At 32.4% G+C, this 19,804-nt stretch carries 13 protein-coding genes and 1 other RNA gene; 1 reads left to right on the top strand and 13 read right to left on the bottom strand.

The genetic code is table 11. The features are described from left to right. Window positions 1–9: 9 nt before the first annotated feature. From GQ598_RS03035 to GQ598_RS03020, 4 genes are all read right to left on the bottom strand, one after another. A complete protein-coding gene (locus GQ598_RS03035; RefSeq protein ID WP_160402295.1) occupies window positions 10–1,533 on the bottom strand; it encodes an exopolyphosphatase in 1,524 nt (507 codons plus the stop codon). Window positions 1,534–1,543: 10 nt separating this feature from the next. Continuing rightward, a complete protein-coding gene (gene ppk1, locus GQ598_RS03030; protein ID WP_160402294.1) occupies window positions 1,544–3,601 on the bottom strand; it encodes a polyphosphate kinase 1 in 2,058 nt (685 codons plus the stop codon). Between the two features lie 108 nt (window positions 3,602–3,709). Further along, complete coding sequence (gene pykF / locus GQ598_RS03025) at window positions 3,710–5,122, bottom strand: pyruvate kinase PykF (RefSeq protein WP_091346902.1); 1,413 nt, start codon at window positions 5,120–5,122, stop codon at window positions 3,710–3,712. Between the two features lie 352 nt (window positions 5,123–5,474). Then, the gene (locus GQ598_RS03020; RefSeq protein WP_160402293.1) at window positions 5,475–5,894 is read right to left on the bottom strand and encodes an META domain-containing protein; all 420 of its coding nucleotides are present in this window, start codon (window positions 5,892–5,894) and stop codon (window positions 5,475–5,477) included. Window positions 5,895–5,970: 76 nt separating this feature from the next. Here GQ598_RS03020 and hrpA point away from each other — a divergent pair, with 76 nt between their 5' ends. Continuing rightward, window positions 5,971–9,846: an ATP-dependent RNA helicase HrpA gene (gene hrpA, locus GQ598_RS03015; RefSeq protein ID WP_202112659.1), complete on the top strand. Its 3,876-nt coding sequence runs from the start codon at window positions 5,971–5,973 to the stop codon at window positions 9,844–9,846. 70 nt (window positions 9,847–9,916) lie between these two features. Here the strand turns inward: hrpA and GQ598_RS03010 are convergent, their stop codons facing one another. The 9 genes from GQ598_RS03010 to pheS all read right to left on the bottom strand — a co-directional run bounded on the left by GQ598_RS03010 (window position 9,917) and on the right by pheS (window position 19,637). Next, a complete protein-coding gene (locus tag GQ598_RS03010; RefSeq protein ID WP_160402292.1) occupies window positions 9,917–10,960 on the bottom strand; it encodes a YdgH/BhsA/McbA-like domain containing protein in 1,044 nt (347 codons plus the stop codon). Window positions 10,961–11,010: 50 nt separating this feature from the next. Beyond that, window positions 11,011–11,598, bottom strand: a complete 588-nt coding sequence (locus GQ598_RS03005; protein ID WP_160402291.1) for a helix-turn-helix domain-containing protein — start codon at window positions 11,596–11,598, stop codon at window positions 11,011–11,013. 324 nt (window positions 11,599–11,922) lie between these two features. Beyond that, a complete protein-coding gene (locus GQ598_RS03000; RefSeq protein ID WP_237410305.1) occupies window positions 11,923–12,372 on the bottom strand; it encodes a phage/plasmid replication protein in 450 nt (149 codons plus the stop codon). Between the two features lie 197 nt (window positions 12,373–12,569). Further along, window positions 12,570–14,510: a U32 family peptidase gene (locus GQ598_RS02995; protein ID WP_160402290.1), complete on the bottom strand. Its 1,941-nt coding sequence runs from the start codon at window positions 14,508–14,510 to the stop codon at window positions 12,570–12,572. A gap of 122 nt (window positions 14,511–14,632) precedes the next feature. Further along, a complete protein-coding gene (gene htpX, locus GQ598_RS02990) occupies window positions 14,633–15,502 on the bottom strand; it encodes a protease HtpX (protein ID WP_160402289.1) in 870 nt (289 codons plus the stop codon). A gap of 211 nt (window positions 15,503–15,713) precedes the next feature. After that, window positions 15,714–15,809, bottom strand: an RNA gene (gene ffs, locus GQ598_RS02985) — signal recognition particle sRNA small type. Between the two features lie 142 nt (window positions 15,810–15,951). Continuing rightward, a complete protein-coding gene (locus tag GQ598_RS02980) occupies window positions 15,952–16,245 on the bottom strand; it encodes an integration host factor subunit alpha (protein ID WP_065637551.1) in 294 nt (97 codons plus the stop codon). A gap of 4 nt (window positions 16,246–16,249) precedes the next feature. Further along, on the bottom strand, window positions 16,250–18,637 hold the full coding sequence (pheT, locus tag GQ598_RS02975; protein ID WP_160402288.1) for a phenylalanine--tRNA ligase subunit beta: 2,388 nt from the start codon (window positions 18,635–18,637) through the stop codon (window positions 16,250–16,252). 16 nt (window positions 18,638–18,653) lie between these two features. Further along, window positions 18,654–19,637 carry a phenylalanine--tRNA ligase subunit alpha gene (gene pheS / locus GQ598_RS02970; RefSeq protein ID WP_160402287.1) on the bottom strand — a complete coding sequence of 328 codons (984 nt, stop codon included), beginning with the start codon at window positions 19,635–19,637 and terminating at the stop codon, window positions 18,654–18,656. Between the last annotated feature and the right edge of the window lie 167 nt (window positions 19,638–19,804).

Here is a 19,804-nt window from a genome sequence, read left to right as displayed (position 1 = left end):
TTTCTATTGTTAACTAATTACAATCGATAGTTTCCAATCATTAACTGTTTTCCAATATTTTTGTTCTTGCTCCAAATCAAGCAATATTAATTTGTTATTTTCAACAAAATCTTGATTAATTTCTAAAGTCACATTAGTGAGTTTATTTTTTAATAATTTTAATTGAAATGCCCGTAAATCAATCTCAGAATTTCTTTGATTATTGATTAGTATAGACAATCTTAAAATCTGCATTAACGATATGATATGTTTGTATTCAAATAAACTAAAATAAGGTATTGCATCAATATTTATCGACTTTCTATGGTAACGGACAAGAGTAGATAACAGTAACTGCTGTTCTTCATTAAATCCAGGTAAATTACTGTTTTGTAAGATATAACTTGAATGCTTATGGATCGAAGAAAAGTTGATTTTTAATCCAACTTCATGCAACTGAGCAGCCCAATATAAAATAGATTCAAGATTAGGGGGAATAGTCATTGATGCTTGTTGTTGCCATTGTGAAAATAAATATTTTGCAGTTTTAACCACTTGCTTGGCATGACGTTTATCTATGTTGTAATGCTCAGAAAGCGATTGTGCGGTATTTTGCCTAATATCTTGGTAATTAGGGCCGTCGATCAATTCGTAAAATACGCCTTCTCGTAATGCACATGGGCTAAATTGTAAAGCCTCTAATCCAAGTGCATTAAAAACACCACTAAATATAGCCAGTCCGCTAACAAATACGTTTTTTCTTTCTTTGGAAAGTGAAGGATAGTCAATATCATAAAAATAATCGAATTCTAAAACATAACTAATTAAATCATCTAACCTTTTAGGTGTAATAATGCCATCGCTAACACCAAGATCCAACAATATCTGATAAATTGATTTTATGGTTCCCGATGTGCCAAATGCGGCAGTAATATTCAATTTTTTTATTGCATTAATCATACCTTCAATTTGTTGTTCTGCAGCAAGTTTTGCCTGTTGAAAGGAAGCAGAGTTAATTTTTTGTTCATGAAAAAAACGTTTTGTATAAGTGACACATCCCATGGGACGGCTAGCAACGATCACGGGGTTTAAATCATTTCCTTTTCCTATTGCAATTTCAGTTGATCCACCGCCAATATCAATGACAAATTTTGTATCAGTTGACGATGTTGATTCAGCAGTCATTGTACCTAAATAAACAAGACGAGCTTCTTCTTGACCTGAGATAATTTCAATAGGGAAAGGGAATACCTTAGCTGCAGCTGTTAAAAATTCATGCCTATTTTTTGCTACTCGTAATGTATGAGTTGCAACAACCCGAACATGTTCAGGAGGGAATCCATTTAATCGCTCAGCAAATAATGAAAGACATTCCACACCTCGCATTATGCTTGATTCACTCAATTTGTTATTAGCATTAAGCCCTGTTGCTAGGTGTATATTTTTTTTATTTTTATAAATAATCTGTATTGCACCATTAATGATCCGGGCAATTACCATATGGAAGCTATTTGAACCAAGATCGACCACCGCATATTCATTGAATTTATTCATTTTAAAGTCCTTATGCAAATGATTCTAACTGCTTCAAATAATCATAAATGGCATATTGGGCTCTAATTTTTTTCTTATTCCCTCTTTGCACATAATTATTTGTTGCATCTTTATCAATGATGCGTGCTTTGACATTATCATTGCACTGTATGTCAAAAATACTATGGATAGTTGATTTTATTATTGAGTCAAAGATTTTTACGCCCACTTCAATACGATTATCGATATTACGAGGCATCCAATCTGCAGAGGAGATGTAAGTGTCTTTTTTTCCTTCATTTTCAAAAATATACACACGAGCATGTTCTAAAAATTGATCCACAATACTGGTCACATAAATATTTTCGCTTAAATTAGGTATTTGTGGCACTAATACACAAGTACCGCGCACAATTATTCTAATTTTTACACCGGCACAAGATGCACGGTAAAGTTCGTCGATCATTTCTTTATCGGTAATTGCGTTAAGTTTTAGATAAATTCCTGACTTTTTACCTGCTTTGGCATTGCTTATTTCGCGTTCTATAAATTCATTGAATCGTAATCGTGTATTTTGTGGTGAAACAAGTAAATGATTGAAAGAGACTGGTTTAAATGGATTTTCAATAAAATTAAAGACTTTTTTGACTTCTTCGGTAATAGCAGGATCTGCAGTTAACAGTGAAAAGTCTGTATAAATTCGTGCGGTTCTTTCATTAAAGTTACCTGAACCAATATGAGCATAGCGAACAATTTCATCGTTTTCTTTACGATCGATCAAAAATAATTTCGCGTGAATCTTGAGTTTTGGTTGTGAATAAATAACTTTAATACCACTACTAATTAGTCGTTTTGCCCATTTTATATTGGCTTCTTCGTCAAACCGTGCTTGTAATTCGACAACTACGGTAACTTTTTTACCATTATTGGCCGCATTAATTGCAGCGTGAATAAAGCGTGAGTCTTTGGCTACTCGATAAATGTTCATTCGAATGTGTGTAACTGAAGGATCAAACGAGGCTTGTCGCATGATTTCTAAAACATGGCCAAAAGAGTAGTAAGGATAATAGAGCAATACATCTCGATCTTTAATCGCATCAAATGCATTACGAAATTGTTTAAATCGATTATAACTTAAGTTTGGGATTTTTTTATTTAATAAGCTCTTTTGTCCAAAATCAGGGAATTTAACAAGATCTTTAAAATTAGGATAACGTCCTCCAGGCATTGCATCTTGTTCAGTTAATCGTAATTTATTGATCAATAATTCAAACAACGCTTTGGGCATGTCTTTTTGATAAGTAAAACGTACTGGCTGTGCGGTTAATCGTTGTTTTAGGCCTTGGGACATCAGTTCAAGTAAACTGTCTAACTCTGTATTTAATTCGTATTCAGCATCTCTATTGATGTTAATTGAATAAGCATTTAATTCTTTGGCATCAAAAAACACTTTAAAAATATCGGATAAACAGTAGCGCAATATGTTGTCAAGAAAGATGATGGACTTATTTTTAGTTGATACTTCTGACGGTAATAATACAAAACGAGGAATATTATCTGTCGGTAGTTCAAGTAGTGCATAACTGATGCTATCTTCACAAATAATTTCTACAGCTAAATAGGCATGATCATCTTTTAAAAATTGAATAAGTTCAGTGTGACTATCAAGTAAAATAGGAGTAATGTATTGTCTAAGATTTTGTTTATAATAATTTTTTATCCAATTTTCTTGATATGATGAGAGCTGTCTTTCGTTAATCAAAAAGATTTGATTTCTAGCCATTTCCAATAACAATTCATTATAGAGTTGGTCAAACTGTAATTCTAATTGTATAACTTTTTGATTTACTTGGCGCAATAAGTTTTTAGCATTAGAAGAAGAATGAGCTTGTTCTTGTTCTATAAGTACATATTTTTTTAAGTTAGCAAACTGTACTTTATAAAATTCATCAAGATTACTTGAGTATATGCCTAAAAAATGTATTCTCTCAATAAGAGGATTACTCTTATCTGCGGCTTCTTGCAAAACTCGCTGATTGAAAGATAACCAGCTAAGCTCTTTAGGTAAATGGACTTTTTCTTCAATCATGTTAGTCTTTTAAATTTTATTAACAATATTTTATACAGAATAACTTATGTGAAAAAAAAAGCTAGCAGATAGCTAGCTTTTATTTTATATAGATTGGAAATTTAATGTTTAGATGCGGTGGACTGATGTTGTGTTAGTGGTTCCACTAGGTACTAATGCACCAGAAACCATCACAATGATATCGCCCTGTTTTAAGCCACACACTTTTAAAGCCATCTCTTTACCTAAACGATAAAAATCGTCCGTTGAGTTAATTGAATCAATCAAAATAGGTTCCACGCCTTTAGTAACTGCTAATTGATTTACCGTTTTTTGACTTGATGAAAGCGCTAAAATGCGAGCTCTCGGGAAGTAATGACGAACTTCACGAGCTGATTTACCACTACGAGTTGCAACAACAATTAATGGCGCATTTAAACGTTCTGCAATTTCTACAGCACCACAGCATACAGCGGCTGTTATGCTTAATTTTTCTTCTTTGGATGTTAATTCTAATGAGGCAGGAATTGTTTTATCAGTGCGTTTACAGATAGTTGCCATAACATTGACTGTTTCAAGTGGATATTTACCTTTAGCACTTTCACCAGATAACATCACAGCATCAGTTCCATCAATAATTGCATTAGCTACATCGCCAGCTTCAGCACGAGTAGGGCGTGGATTTTTGATCATTGAATCAAGCATTTGTGTTGCAGTTATCACTGGTTTAGAAGCTTTATTACATTTTTTGATCATCATTTTTTGAGCAAAAATAACTTCTTCAACTGCAATCTCAACACCTAAATCGCCACGAGCAACCATTATACCATCAGAAGCTTCAAGAATTTCATCAAAATTATCTAAACCTTCTTGGTTTTCAATTTTAGAGATGATTTTTATGTCTTCTCCACCATGAGCTTTTAAGTGAGCACGAATATCTTCAACATCAGAACGTTTACGGATAAATGATGCAGCAATAAAGTCAACACCTTGTTCACAACCAAAAATAAGGTCATTTTTGTCTTTTTCTGCAAGTGCTGGTAGCTTAATTGAAACACCTGGTAGATTAATACCTTTATTTTCACCGAGATCACCATTATTTAAAACTGTACAGATAACTTCGTTACCTTTGATTTCTTTAACGTCCATGGCAATTAAACCATCATCAACAAGTACACGATTACCTGGTTTAAGGTCATGGGCAAATCCTTCATAAGTGACGGCTACTCGTTGAGAATTTCCAACAACTGTTTTATCTGTTGTAAAGGTAAATGTTTGACCGGCTACAAGTGATACATCATTACCGCCTTCTAGTTTAATTGTACGGATTTCAGGTCCTTTAGTATCTAGCATTATAGCTGCTTTTAAACCTGTTTCTTGCATTACTTCTCGTAAGTTTTTTATACGGTTGCCGTGCTCTTCATAATCACCATGTGAAAAGTTTAAACGCATCACATTCATGCCTGCATTTAATAATTTTGCTAACATTTCTTTTGATTCAGATTTTGGCCCGATGGTACAAACAATTTTTGTCTTTTTCATAATAGTATCTACTTAGTAATTTATTTAATGTTAAAGTTTTTAATCAATCTAAAAATTCGATAAACCAGTATCACGCAAAAAAAAACCAATGACAAAGCATTGGTAATATTATTGGTAAAAGAGTTTTTTGTAGCTTTGAACAGCTACCAAAGTTGCACAAGTCATTTGAAGAATATAATAATTTCATCAATAAGTTAAACCCTTTAAAAATTGCTCTTATTATATTCTTAACGGTATTTTAAATAAAGGTTTTTATCTTAAATTTATTTTATTGTTTTGTAAAATAATTGAATTATAGTAACTTAACAAAACGATTTGTGTCTAATATATTAAAAAAAACGAAACTTTAGGGTTACATTAGATCCTTAAGTTGGTAGATTAGCTCGTTTTCGTGGTTCTTTAAGGTCAATTGATTATTGCTTAGATTGATTTCAGCACCATTAGTAATCAATTGATCAATAATATAATCTAATTGGTTTAATTGATCATCATTACAAACCATTTTGGTCATTACAACACCTATGCCTTTAATGTTGTTTTTATCTAAAATAACTTGACCTGAAAACTGGTTACACATTTTGCCTGTGATGGTCATTTTTTCACCAAATATAAGCTCAGCTTGATCATCTAATGGAATGTGCTGACCATTTGCACTAATTAATATAAAACGGTGATGCATAAGAGCTGTGTCTTGTATTTTACTCGATTTATGGCATCCAGACATAACCAAAGCAATAGTAAATAGAGAAATTAGCAACAATGTTTTTTTCATATGAACTCCTAATGACAGGTTAAATTTGCTATAATTAAATCTAATTATGACGTTAATTAAAAATATCTGATTCTCTATGTTACCTCAAGACCAATTAAAATACCTTGATTCAATGACTTTCTTAGATAAGCACAAAATAATAAAAATTGCCCAGAAGAGTCAAGCTATAGCTAATATAGATTCTGCTATACAAAATGCTAAGTTACATTACCTAGCTAGAATAGAATCATTACCAAAGAACATTGATTTTCCAGATAATCTACCTGTTGTTGAAAAAAAACAAACAATTTATGAAGCAATTAAACATCATCAAGTGGTCATAATCGCTGGCGAAACAGGTTCAGGAAAAACCACGCAAATTCCTAAAATCTGTCTAGAGTTGGGTTTAGGCGTCAAGGGCTTTATAGGTCATACCCAACCAAGGCGGTTAGCCGCACGTTCAGTAGCTAATCGTATTGCAGATGAGTTGAAAACAGAAATAGGGCAATTAGTTGGTTTCAAAGTCAGATTTTCTGATCATGTTAGTGAAACAACACTGATTAAATTAATGACTGATGGTATATTGCTTGCTGAAATTCAAAAAGATAAACTTTTATTACAATACGATACCATTATTATTGACGAAGCTCATGAACGTAGCTTAAACATTGATTTTATTTTGGGATATCTTAAGCAATTATTACCTAAACGTCCAGACTTGAAGGTCATAATTACATCGGCAACGATTGATGTGGAACGTTTTTCTAAACATTTCAACCAAGCACCAATTATTGAAGTATCTGGTCGTACCTATCCAGTTGAAGTTAGATATCGTCCTTCAATATTAGATGGAGATGATAGTTGCAACGATAAAAATAGTGATTTTCAATCCATCGTAGATGCGATTGATGAACTTTCAGCTGAAAGCGATGGTGATATACTTATTTTTCTAACTGGTGAAAGAGAAATTCGAGATCTTGCCGATACACTTAATAAATTGGATCTTCGTCATACTGATATCTTACCATTATATGCAAGATTATCAGCATCAGAACAAAATCGTATTTTCCAATCACACACTAAAAGGCGAATAGTTCTAGCAACAAATGTGGCAGAAACATCGTTAACGGTGCCTGGAATTAAATATGTTATCGACACGGGTTTAGCTAGGATTAGTCGCTATAGTTATCGCACTAAAGTTCAACGTTTACCGATTGAACCAATATCCCAAGCTTCAGCCAACCAACGAAAAGGGCGTTGTGGCCGAACTTCAGATGGTATCTGCATCCGGTTATATGATGAACAAGATTTTTTATCTCGCCCTAAATTTACCGATCCTGAAATTTTACGTACTAATTTAGCATCAGTAATATTACAGATGACTTCGTTAGGTTTAGGTGATATTGCAGCATTTCCTTTTGTTGAAGCACCTGATGCAAAATATATTCGTGATGGTATCCGATTGTTAGAAGAACTTGGTGCAATATTTACTAAACATCATCGATATCATTTAACTGAAATAGGACGAATTTTAGCGCAATTACCTATCGATCCAAGATTGGCCAGAATGCTGGTTGAAGCAAGGCGATTAGGTTGTACTAAAGAAATTATGATAATTACGGCAGCTTTGTCGATCCAAGATCCCAGAGAAAGACCTTTTGATAAACAGCAAGCCTCAGATGAAAAACATCGTCGTTTTGTTGATAAGGAGTCTGATTTTATATCTTTGATTAATTTATGGAATTATATCAAAAAACAACAAACCATATTATCTGGAAATCAATTTAGACGATTGTGTCAGAAAGAATTTTTAAACTACCTTCGGATTCGAGAATGGCAAGATGTTTATACACAAATTAGACAAACCATTAAACAATTAGCATTCCCTATAAATAGTAAAGTAGCAGATTATAATTCATTACATGTTTCATTGCTAAGCGGTTTATTATCCCATATCGGAATGAAAGAACTTGAAAAACATGAGTATATTGGAGCACGAAATATTAAATTTGCAATTTTTCCTAATTCGGCACTTTTCAAAAATCAACCTAAATGGTGTATCGCTAGTGAACTGATTGAAACCAGCCGGCTATGGGGAAGAACAGTAGCTAAAATTGAAGCTGAATGGATTGAACCCATAGCAAAACATTTGGTGAAATATAGTTATAACGAACCAAAGTGGTCTAAAAAACAGGGGACAACCATTGCAAATGAAAAAGTGACATTATTTGGTTTACCTATTGTTGCTAGTCGAATGGTGAATTATAGTAAAATAGATCCTGAATTAAGTCGTTCTCTATTTATTCGTCATGCTTTGGTTGAAGGTGATTGGTTTACCAACCATCAGTTTTATAAAAAAAATAAAAAATTGATTAATGAAGTTGAAGATCTTGAGCATAAATCTCGCCGGCAAGATATTTTAATAGATGATGATGAACTTTTTAATTTTTATGAAAAGCGAATAGATAAATCGGTTGTGTCATCTAAACATTTTGATGTTTGGTGGAAACAAAAACAGAAATCAGATCCTGATTTTCTTAATGTTGAGAAAGAAATGTTGATTAAACAGTCGGCACAACAGATTGATTTAAATGACTTTCCTGATTTTTGGAATCAAGACAATTTGAAATTAGCACTGAGTTATCAATTTGATATCGGACATAAACGTGACGGCGTCACTATAAAAATACCTCTTAATCTATTAAACCAAATCAAAAATAGAGGATTTGATTGGCTAGTACCTGGTTTTAGAAAAGATTTAATTATTGCATTAATTAAATCATTACCTAAATCATTGCGCCGAAATTTTGTTCCAGCACCAAACTATGCTGATGCATTTTTGAGTAGAGGTATTTCAACGGATCAACCTTTACTTGAAAGTTTAGAAACCGAATTTCACAAAATGACAGGTGTAAAAGTTGCCCCAGAAGATTGGCAATTGGATCAAATTCCTGACTATTTGAAGATGAATTTTAGCATTGTTGATAGTAATAATAAAGAAATTGCTGTAAGTAAAGACCTAGTTTTATTAAAAGAAGAACTCAAAAATCAACTCCAACAAGCATTTTCATCTTTAACAATTAAGAAAACGGTTCAAATTGAACAAAATAATTTAACAGAGTGGAATTTCGGCTCTTTGCCTAATATTTATGAAGAAAATCATAAAAATTATACGATTAAAGCTTATCCAGCAATCATTGATAATCAACATTCTGTAAGCATTAAGTTAGTCGATAATCAAGATGAGCAACAAAGACTAACAAAACTAGGGCTAAGACGCTTGCTTATACTCAATATACCATCGCCAATCAAGTACTTACATGAAAAATTACCAAATAAATCTAAATTAAGCTTATACTTCAATTCTTTTGGTACAGTACTGAGTTTAATTGATGACTGCATTGCTTGTGGTGTTGACTATTTGATTGAAAAAAATGGTCAGGTAATTCAAAACCAAGATAATTATGAGGCATTATTGGATTATACCAAAAGTCATATTAATGATGTTGTGGTTGATATTGCCAAAGAAGTTGAGTCCATTTTGACTTTATATTACAACATCGGTAAAAAATTAAAGGGGCGAATTGACATATCATTAGCTTTTGCTTTATCTGATATAAAAAAGCAAATGGATCATCTTATTTATAAAGGCTTTGTTGCACAATCAAGCTATAAGAGACTACCAGATATCAATCGTTATTTATTGGCGATAGAAAAAAGAATTGAAAAACTAATGTTGAATACCACTAAAGATAGGCAGTCGATGAATATAATTGATGAAGTTGAAGTTCAATATAAAAAATGGCTGAATAGCTTATCAGAAAACTTAAAATCACAAGAAAAAGTAACAAATATCCGTTGGATGATTGAAGAACTTAGAGTGAATCTATTTGCTCAGCAGTTAGGTACTGCATATCCAATTTCAGTAAAACGTATTAAGCAACAAATCGACAAAGTAAAATCTGAGCTATAACTGTTAATTGAATGAAGGTATTTGTGTGATAAAAAATAGGGCGCTTATGCGCCCAGTTATCTATATAAGTTTATCGATAAAGATCGACAAAAACAGTTATATTCGGACCATTTGAATCATGCGCTACTCTAGCAATATGATAATACTTGGCTCCAGCATCAATAGCTCGTTTACCTGCCTGATAAGAAATTTCCTGATCGGTCACATAATAACCTCTAAATTTAATTGTATCAAATGCCACCATTTTAGCCGCAGTTGCATCATTTAATTCTTGAATTTTTCGTCCGTCCGATAGAGTGACAGTGTAACGATTGACTCGTTGAGGTTCAGTTGCAACCGTGGTAACTTCAGATTCATGAATACTGGTTGCTGCAGAAGTTTTCATTTTATCAGTAGGTTGATCAATAACTTTTACTTTATTATTAAATTTATCTGCATAAAACTTTTCATTAAATGCTGATGGAGAATAATATCCTGGTTTTTCAACTTGCATTGCAGCATCACCACCTTTAGCTAGAGCTTGTTGGCCTGCTTCAGAATCATAAGGAATAGCATCTTCTGGTTGTAGTTTACGTTCAGGTGCATCCTTTTTAAATAAATAGGCAGCAACTTGTATATTACTACCTAATTCAGAACGTGAATCGATATAAAAGGCGTAAGCACCTTTTGCCGATGCTTCTTTAGCAATCGCTTGATTCATATCATATTCATTAGGAAAATAGCCGCGAATACGCACAATATTGAAGGGCTCTAAACGAATTGCTTTAGATTTTGGATATTCATATACACCTTCAAATTTACGTAAATTTTCAGTTTTTTCTTCAGCTTTAGGAGCATCCGCTTTATATAATTTAGCGTAAACAATACGTAAAGTATCATTAGAAGGGCTAATATTGGTGGTCGTTATGAAAAAAGAAACTGCACCTTCTTTATCTGCCGCTTTGGACATAGCTAAAACATAATCATTATCAGTATAAAATGCTCCACGAATAGTTATACTTTTAAATGACTGTAACTCTTTAGCTTGCTCCTCAGTTAGTTGTTGAGCAGCAAATGAGGAAAGCGGGAATAGAGCCATTGTTACTGCAATAAATGTCGTTTTTAAACTTGCCATATATTAAGACCTTACAATAAATTATTGTGATTATTTTAACATAAATAAATTTAATTGCCTAAATCTATCAAAGCATTTAAGTTTTTAATAAATATATATTTTCCTCTAACTGATAAAATATTTTTTTCTTGAAGCTTTGATAAGTTTCTACTGATAGTTTCGATTTTTAAGCCTAAATAATTAGCAATATCAGCTCGACTCATCATAAGTTTGATATTTAATGAAGAGTGACCTCGTTGTTCATAATGTCGATAAAGAGAATATATAAAAGTGGCTAGTCTTTCATCTGCTTTTTTCTGTGAATAGCATAATACTAATTTTTGATAATCATTAATACTAGAACTTAGCAAATTAAATACCATATCTCTAACATTTTTTTGAGTATCAACTAGTGACATAAGTTCGTCATAATAAAGTTCGCAAACAAGCGTGTTAGTAAGCGATTGAATATTATTGTTGTATATTTTAGTTGAAATAGAATCTAAACCAACAATATCACCAGGTAAATAAAAACCATTAATCTGTTGGTTATTATCTGGAGTTGTCACAAAAGTTTTTAGTGCTCCAGAATGAATAATATAGAACTTTGTAAAAGGAGTATTTGCTTTGGCTATAATTTCATCTTTAGCATAAGACATTTTTCTGTCTAATATATTATCTAACTTATTGTTGAGTAATATAGGAATACAAAGAGATCCGATACTACAGAATTCACATGGAACGGAATAACTTTTTGAACGCAATGTCTTAAAAATATTTTGCATATTAACAGAAAAAATAATCATAGTTCGTTGATTGATTAGATTATCATATTTTATAAATAAAACAAAAATTAGTAGAAAAATAACAATAAAGTGTTCGTATAGATAAAGCAAAATATACTTAAACACATTATTTAACATAATATAGATTATGCGCACCAACATGAACGTACGTGAATTCTGTAGATGCAACCAACAAAATCATGACACTAATTTAAAAATTTGTGGCATCTTATACCAATCCGGAATCTGACAATCTGCAACTTCAACTTTCCTTATTTCTCTAACTGTTACTGGACTAAACTTAGCTAAGTTACAACGTTGTGCTATATCGATGCCGATTTTTCGTAATCTTGCTCTGTGTATTTGCATCTGAGATTTTCTAAAATTAAACGTTTGCCCATACATCCACTTATAGAAATTCAGTTTTCTTAAAAGTTTTGAATGTCGATAAAATTCTAGATTTTTTGGGTTGGACAAGTGGAAATACTCGCTATGTGAACATTTATTTTTGAGAATTAATCTTTTAACTAAATATTCGTTTTTTTCTTCTTTATGTAAATTCCAATATTCGACAGAACGATTTTCATCACACGTAGTTAAAGCTAAAAATAAAGATATTACTGCAGTTACTAATATGACTCTCTTCATCATATTAAATTGATATTTAGTATAAAAATTCCATGAAAAAAGATTTTCTGCAATACAAAAATTAATTTGAGTCAATGCTTTATTTTAATATGAACCAATAATCTATATTATGTTAAATAACATAGATTATTGCGAACTGTTTATCTGTTTCCTACCAAATTATTTATCTAAATTTTATAATATGCTTTAAAATATTTTTAACTTTTGGTTATTAAAATAACATCACTTCCTGCTAATGGCAATTTTAAAATATGATTTTTAATTTTACCCCAAACTTGCATTTCGCAGGCTTTACAGTTGAATTTTAGTAATAATTCTTCGTTATTTTGAACTAGTTTCATTGGTGTTACTTTAGTTTTAACACCTTGAATTCCTTTAGCCTGTTTAGGGCATAAATTAAATGCAAATCGTAAGCAATGTTTGGTTGTCATTAATGGTACATCATCTTTAACTTCGTGTGCTTCATAAGCACTTTCGATTAATTCGACCCCATGTTGTGTATAAAATTCTCTTGCCTTATGATTATAAACATTGGCCAAAAAGCTCAAATGATTTTCTGGGTAAATTGGAACTGGTTTTTGTTCTGGTTTACGTTTTTGAGGATGATAATTTTCTAATCTTGCTATAGTTAATTTATCGATAGTGTCTCTTCTAAGTTGGTTTAATTGGCTACTTGAAATAAAATAAATTTCTGATAAATTCGCTGTGAAGCCAGTTAAGTGATATATGGTTTGTCCTAGCTTTGATAAATTATCTTTAATGTTTTTTAGTGATTTATCTGGTTGTGTTGCAAGATCGAAATAGCCATTTAGTTCTGTTTTGACGCAAATGCCCTCTTCACTTTTGGCTACTAGCTCAACGCCATTTCCTATATTATTCAATTGAAATGACACACCAATACGACGGTTGCTTGACTCTTTTAGCAAATTTTGTTGCCATATATGATCGAGATTTCGATTGACCAAATAAGGTAATTTGACTGAAAAAAGCGATTTAGGGATTTCATTTGGATAAATTCTATATTGATTAATCGAAAGTCTTTCAACTTTATCGGCTCTAAAACCAACAATTTCTCTTTTTATTAGTATATTTAAGCCATCACCATTAGTTAATGTGCTTTCAGATTTGATATCAATAGTTTTAGACGTAATTTTGGTTATTTCACCAATTTGCAAGCCAATAAATTTAGGCGAATCAAATGCCCCAATATTTGGCTTTCTACCATTAATAAAATAATCTGTACTGCCTCTGTTAAACGTTCGATTAGGATCTGGGGTAAAAAAGTGTTCAGTTTTACCACTTGATGCTGAGGATAACTCAGATGATTCAGATAAAATCTTATCTAATTTTTGGCGATAAAATGCTGTGATATTTTTAACATAACTTATATCTTTATAACGTCCTTCTATTTTAAACGATGTTACACCGGCTTGAATTAATTCTATCAGATTGTCAGATTGATTATTATCTTTTATTGATAGTAGATGTTTTTCATAAGCAACAACACGACCTTGATCATCTTTTAAAGTAAAAGGAAGACGACAAGCTTGTGAACAATCTCCTCGATTAGCACTACGTCCAGTTTGTGCATGAGAAATATAACATTGTCCTGAATAAGCAACACAAAGTGCTCCATGAATAAAAAACTCGATTTTGGCATCAACCTGTTCGCTAATTTTGGTTATTTCAGCTAAATTAAGCTCACGAGCCAGTACTATTTGTGAAAAACCAACATCGGATAAAAATTTAGCTTTTTCAGGTGTTCTAATATCCATTTGAGTACTAGCATGCAAATCTATAGGGGGAATGTCCATATTCAAGATCCCCATATCTTGCACAATTAATGCATCAACACCTGCATCGTAAAATTGCCAAATTAGTTGCCTTGCAGGTTCAAGCTCATTATCGTGAAGTATAGTGTTTAAAGTCACAAACACTTTTGCATAATAGCGATGAGCAAACTCAACTAATTGGGCTATATCATTTATCGAATTGCCGGCATTATGCCTAGCACCAAAATTTGGTCCACCAATGTATACGGCATCTGCACCATGTAATATCGCCTGCTTTGCAATTTCGATATTTTTAGCTGGGCTAAGTAATTCTAATTTATTATTGGAGCAATGATATGGTGGCATTATAAACTCTTTAGGATATAACTATTTGATAGTTTGATCTTTATTTGACAATTATTATTGTTAATTCAATAATAATTGTCAAAATCTTCAGAACAACAATACTTTTTATTCTAAAATATGTATTAGTTTTGGTAAGTTCTATTTCGTAAAGCTTCTATACGTTTTTCTAACGGTGGATGAGACATAAACAATTCGGAAAATTTCGCTTTTTTTGCACCATTAATACAAAATGCTAAGATGGAAGCATCTTCATTTGGTTCATAACTGGTTTTTAGTTTTTCTAAAGCTGCAATCATTTTTGTACTACCAACTAATTTAGCTGAGCCAGCATCTGCGTGAAATTCTCGATAACGAGAAAACCACATAGCTATAAGGCTTGCTAAAATACCAAATACTGTTTCAAAAACCATAACTATCAAGAAATATGCTAACTGTGATAAACCACGATTGCGATCATCCAATGCTTGCGCTACAACAGATGCTAAAATTCGAGAAATAAAGATAACGAAAGTATTAAGCACACCTTGTAATAAAGTCATTGTAACCATATCGCCATTAGCAATATGGCTCATTTCATGCCCAATCACCGCTTCAGCTTCATCTTGAGTCATAGCATTTAACAAACCAGAACTTACAGCAACAAGTGATCTATTTTTAGTAGCACCAGTTGCAAAAGCATTAACATCTTGAGCATCATAAATAGCAATATCAGGCATTTTTATATTAAGATCTGCTGATAAACGACGAACTACATCAAATAGCCACTGTTCTTGATTATTACTTGGTTGAGTAATAATTTTCCCACCTACTGATCTTAAAGCCATTCGTTTAGATAAAAGAAGAGATATAAACGATCCTCCAAAACCAAATATTGCTGCAAAAATAAGTAAACCTAGCGTACTATGTGAATCAACACCTAAAATGCTTAAGATAATTCCAAATACAAACATAACAGCTAAGTTAGTTAGAATAAACAACCCTACTCGCATCATAATTTTTCTCTCTTTCGGTATATATCAATTTTTGAATAATTAAATGAAATCGTAATATTTCGATTAAAAGTACGTAGTGTATATGATCGCAAAAATAAATCATAGATACAACTATAAATATAAGTATATTTTAAGATTAAATAATACTTGTTGGTTTATTAAACACAATCAAAATAATATATTAGATAATAACTGAAAGGTTTGGAGGAGACCCTATCAGCCACATCCCACACACATATTTTTTACTTTGGCTGCTTCCTTCCGGACCTGACCTGATGAGCAAAAAAATGTTGCAAGAGGACCCATAGAGACTCCATTGAGGAGGAAATATTATGCTTTATTTAAGATATTAATACAACTATTTTTACAAAAAAATAACTAGCCTTTCTAATATTACTAATAAAAGAAAGGCAATTACATTGAGTAATAAAAAATATAACTTTAGTAATTTAGATAACTAAGTTTTTTTCTACACGTTCTCTAAATTTGATTCCAGGTCTAAATGTAACAACGCGACGAGCTGAAATATCTACACTTTCCCCTGTTTTTGGATTACGTCCAGGACGTGAGTTTTTATCACGGACTGCAAAGTTACCAAATCCAGATAGCTTTACTGGCTCCCCTTTTTCTAAAGCCACACGGATCTCTTCAAAAAAGAGTTCAACAAGGACTTTAGCTTCTTGACGATCAATGTTAAATTTTTCGGCAAGACGATCTGCAATATCTGCTTTAGTTAATGTCATATTATTATTCTCTTAATAGGGCTTTAAAACGATTTTGTAAAGCAATGACGCATTTGCTTACAATGTTTGTTATATCTTCTTCTTCAAGTGTACGCGATTTATCTTGCAAAATCAAACTGATAGCAAGACTTTTTTGATCTTCTTTGATATTTTCACCTGTATAAACATCAAAAAGATTAACCTTGATAAGTTGCTCACCACCTGCTTTTCTACACTCTGAAATAATATCTGCTGCAGGTGTTGTTTTTGAAACAATAATAGCAATATCTCGTTTATTAGACGGATATTTGGATAAGTCATGAGCAACTGGTACTCTTTTTTGACTAATTTTAGCTAAATTTATTTCAAAAACAAGCGTTTTACTATTTAAAGATAATTTTTTTTCAATTTCTGGATGTAAGACGCCAAAATATCCTATTAGCTCCTCATTTAAATAAATCGCTGCGCTTTGTCCTGGATGTAAGGCTGAGAAATCTGCTCTTTTAAACTGTACTTGCTCGGTACAGCCTAAAAGAGAAAAAATTGTCTCAAGGTCACCTTTAAGGTCGTAAAAATCCGCGTTCTTTTTAGGAAGTTGCCAATGTTCTTCATATAAAGAACCAGAAACAACACCAGACAACGTTAGTTCTTGTCGTACACCAAATTCACAGTTTTCATCAGGTATAAAACGCAAACCAGTTTCAAATAATCGGATACGTGTTTGTTGACGATTTTGATTATATAAAACTGCATCTAACAAGCCTGACCATAGTGATAAACGCATAACTGACATTTCACTTGAAATCGGATTAGGTAATTTTATTTCAGCTTGCTCAGGATGAAGGATTTGTTGAATTTTCGGATCAACAAAGCTATATGTTACTGCCTCTTGATATCCCTTATCAACTAATAAATCTTTTATTCTCCGTAATGATATTTGACTTTCTGGTTTAGGTTTCATGACTGATTCAATTTTAAGGTTAGCATTTGGAATATTGTTATATCCATAAATACGGACAACCTCTTCAACTAAATCTTCCTCAATTTGTAAATCAAATCGCCAACTTGGTGATTTTACAATCCAAACATTATTGTTATATTCAACTTCACAACCAAGTCTAATTAGAATATCACTGATTTTTTTTGTTTCGATTTCATAACCGATGAGACGATCAATTTTATTACGATGTAATTCAATAGTTGCTTGTGTAGGAAGCTCATTTTGATGTGTTATATCTATAATTGGACCTACTTCGCCACCACAAATATCAATTAATAATTGGCTAGCTCTTTCCATTGCCATAAATTGTAACAAAGGATCAACACCTCGTTCGTAACGGTGTGAAGCATCTGTATGCAAACCATACTCTCGAGCCCTGCCTGTTATGGCTAATGGATTAAAAAACGCTGACTCAAGAAATACATTTTTAGTCGATTTCGTCACACCTGATTTTTCCCCCCCCATAATCCCAGCCAACGCTAAGATTTTTTTGTGATCAGCTATGACTAAAGTTTTTTCATTAAGTTTAATTTCATTACCATTTAGTAGAACTAATTTTTCATTTTCCTTTGCATAACGAACAACAATTCCATTTTCTATCTGAGCCAAATCAAATGCATGCATTGGATGTCCAAGTTCTAATAATAGATAGTTAGTAATATCAACAACTGCGTCAATTGAACGAATTCCACCACGTCGAAGTTTTTCTTTCATCCAAAGAGGTGTTGTTGCATTAACATTAATATTTTTAATTATTCTACCTAAATATCGTGGTGCTGCTTTTGGTTCAACGACTTGAATTGGTAATGTATCGGTAATCGTTGCTGGTACACTGTCGACTTTTAGTTCTTTCATAACAATATTGTTAACTGCTGAAACATCTCTAGCAATACCAATAATACCAAAACAATCCGCGCGATTTGGTGTTACACTGATATCAATTATAACGTCATTAAGCTTTAAATAGTTGCGAATATCCATACCTAAAGGTGCATCATCAGGTAACTCAATAATTCCGTTATGCTCATCTGAAATTCCTAATTCAGAATAAGAACAAAGCATGCCTTCTGATGGTTCACCTCGTAGTTTAGCTGCTTTAATTTTAAAATCGCCCGGCAAAACAGCTCCCACTGTTGCACAAGCAACGGTTAATCCTTGACGGCAATTTGGCGCACCACAGACAATATTAAGTGGTTTTGCTTTACCTATATCGACTTTTGTAATACGTAGTTTATCGGCATTAGGGTGTTGCATACATTCAATGATTTTACCAACGACCACACCAGAAAAGTCACCTGCTACCTTTTCAATATCATCGACTTCTAAACCTGCCATTGTTAATTGATCTGCTAGTGTACTGCTACTAATTTCTGGATTGATCCATTCACGTAGCCAACTTTCACTAAATTTCATGTTTTGATCTCCAGAATTAATTAAATTGTTTTAAAAAACGTAAATCATTTTCAAAAAAAGAACGTAAATCAGTGACACCGTAACGTAACATAGTTAATCGTTCTATCCCCATCCCAAAAGCAAAACCACTATATACTTCAGGATCAATACCCACATTACGTAGTACATTAGGATGAACCATTCCGCAACCTAGTACTTCTAACCATTTGCCATTTTTAGCTTTAATATCAACTTCAGCTGAAGGTTCTGTAAATGGAAAATAACCGGGTCTAAAACGGATTTCCATATCATCTTCAAAGAAGCAATGTAAAAAATCGTGTAATAGCCCTTTTAAATGAGTAAAACTGATATTTTTATCAACTAGTAAACCTTCCATTTGGTGAAACATTGGCGTGTGAGTTTGATCGTAATCATTACGATAAGTTCTTCCTGGAGCTATGATTCGGATTGGAGGTTTTTGATTTTCCATTGTGCGAATTTGTACGGTTGAGGTTTGTGTTCTTAATAGTCGTTTTGCGTCAAACCAAAATGTATCGTGATCAGCACGGGCAGGATGGTGAGCAGGAATATTCAGTGCATCAAAATTATGGTAGTCATCTTCAATTTCTGGACCAGTTTCAACAACAAAACCAAGTTCACCAAAGAAGTCGACTAATCGATTAATTGTTTTTGTGACTGGATGTAGTCCACCTAATTCAAGTGACTTTCCTGGTAACGTAATATCAATTGTTTCATTAGCTAGTTTTGCATCAAGAGCCTGACGCTCTAAAAGATTGCGCTTTTGATTTAATATTTCAATGACTTCTTGTTTTGCATCATTGATTTTTTGACCGACAGCTGGACGTTCATCGGCAGGAACATCACGTAATGAAGCCATTTGTATTGTAAAATAGCCTTTTTTACCAAAATATTCTACACGAATTTGTTCGATCGTATTAATGTCATTAGCACTTTCAATAGCGGATTTGGCATTATTTACCAGTTCAACTAATTGAGACATACAGTTCTCCTGCTTATTGTTCATTACATAAAAAAAGCCTCTCTTTGAGGCTTTTATAATCATTTTTTGTTTTTTCTTTGCCTCACGAATTAGTATTACTAAAGAAACCAAAAAACAAACAAAAAATAACTAAATTCATAATCAAATTACTCTTTATAATAAAAAAT

Source organism: Gilliamella sp. Pas-s95 (assembly GCF_009795795.1).
GTDB lineage: Bacteria > Pseudomonadota > Gammaproteobacteria > Enterobacterales > Orbaceae > Gilliamella > Gilliamella bombicola.
The sequence above is the reverse complement of the archived record's forward strand: the minus strand, read 5'-3'. Positions and strand labels throughout refer to the sequence as shown.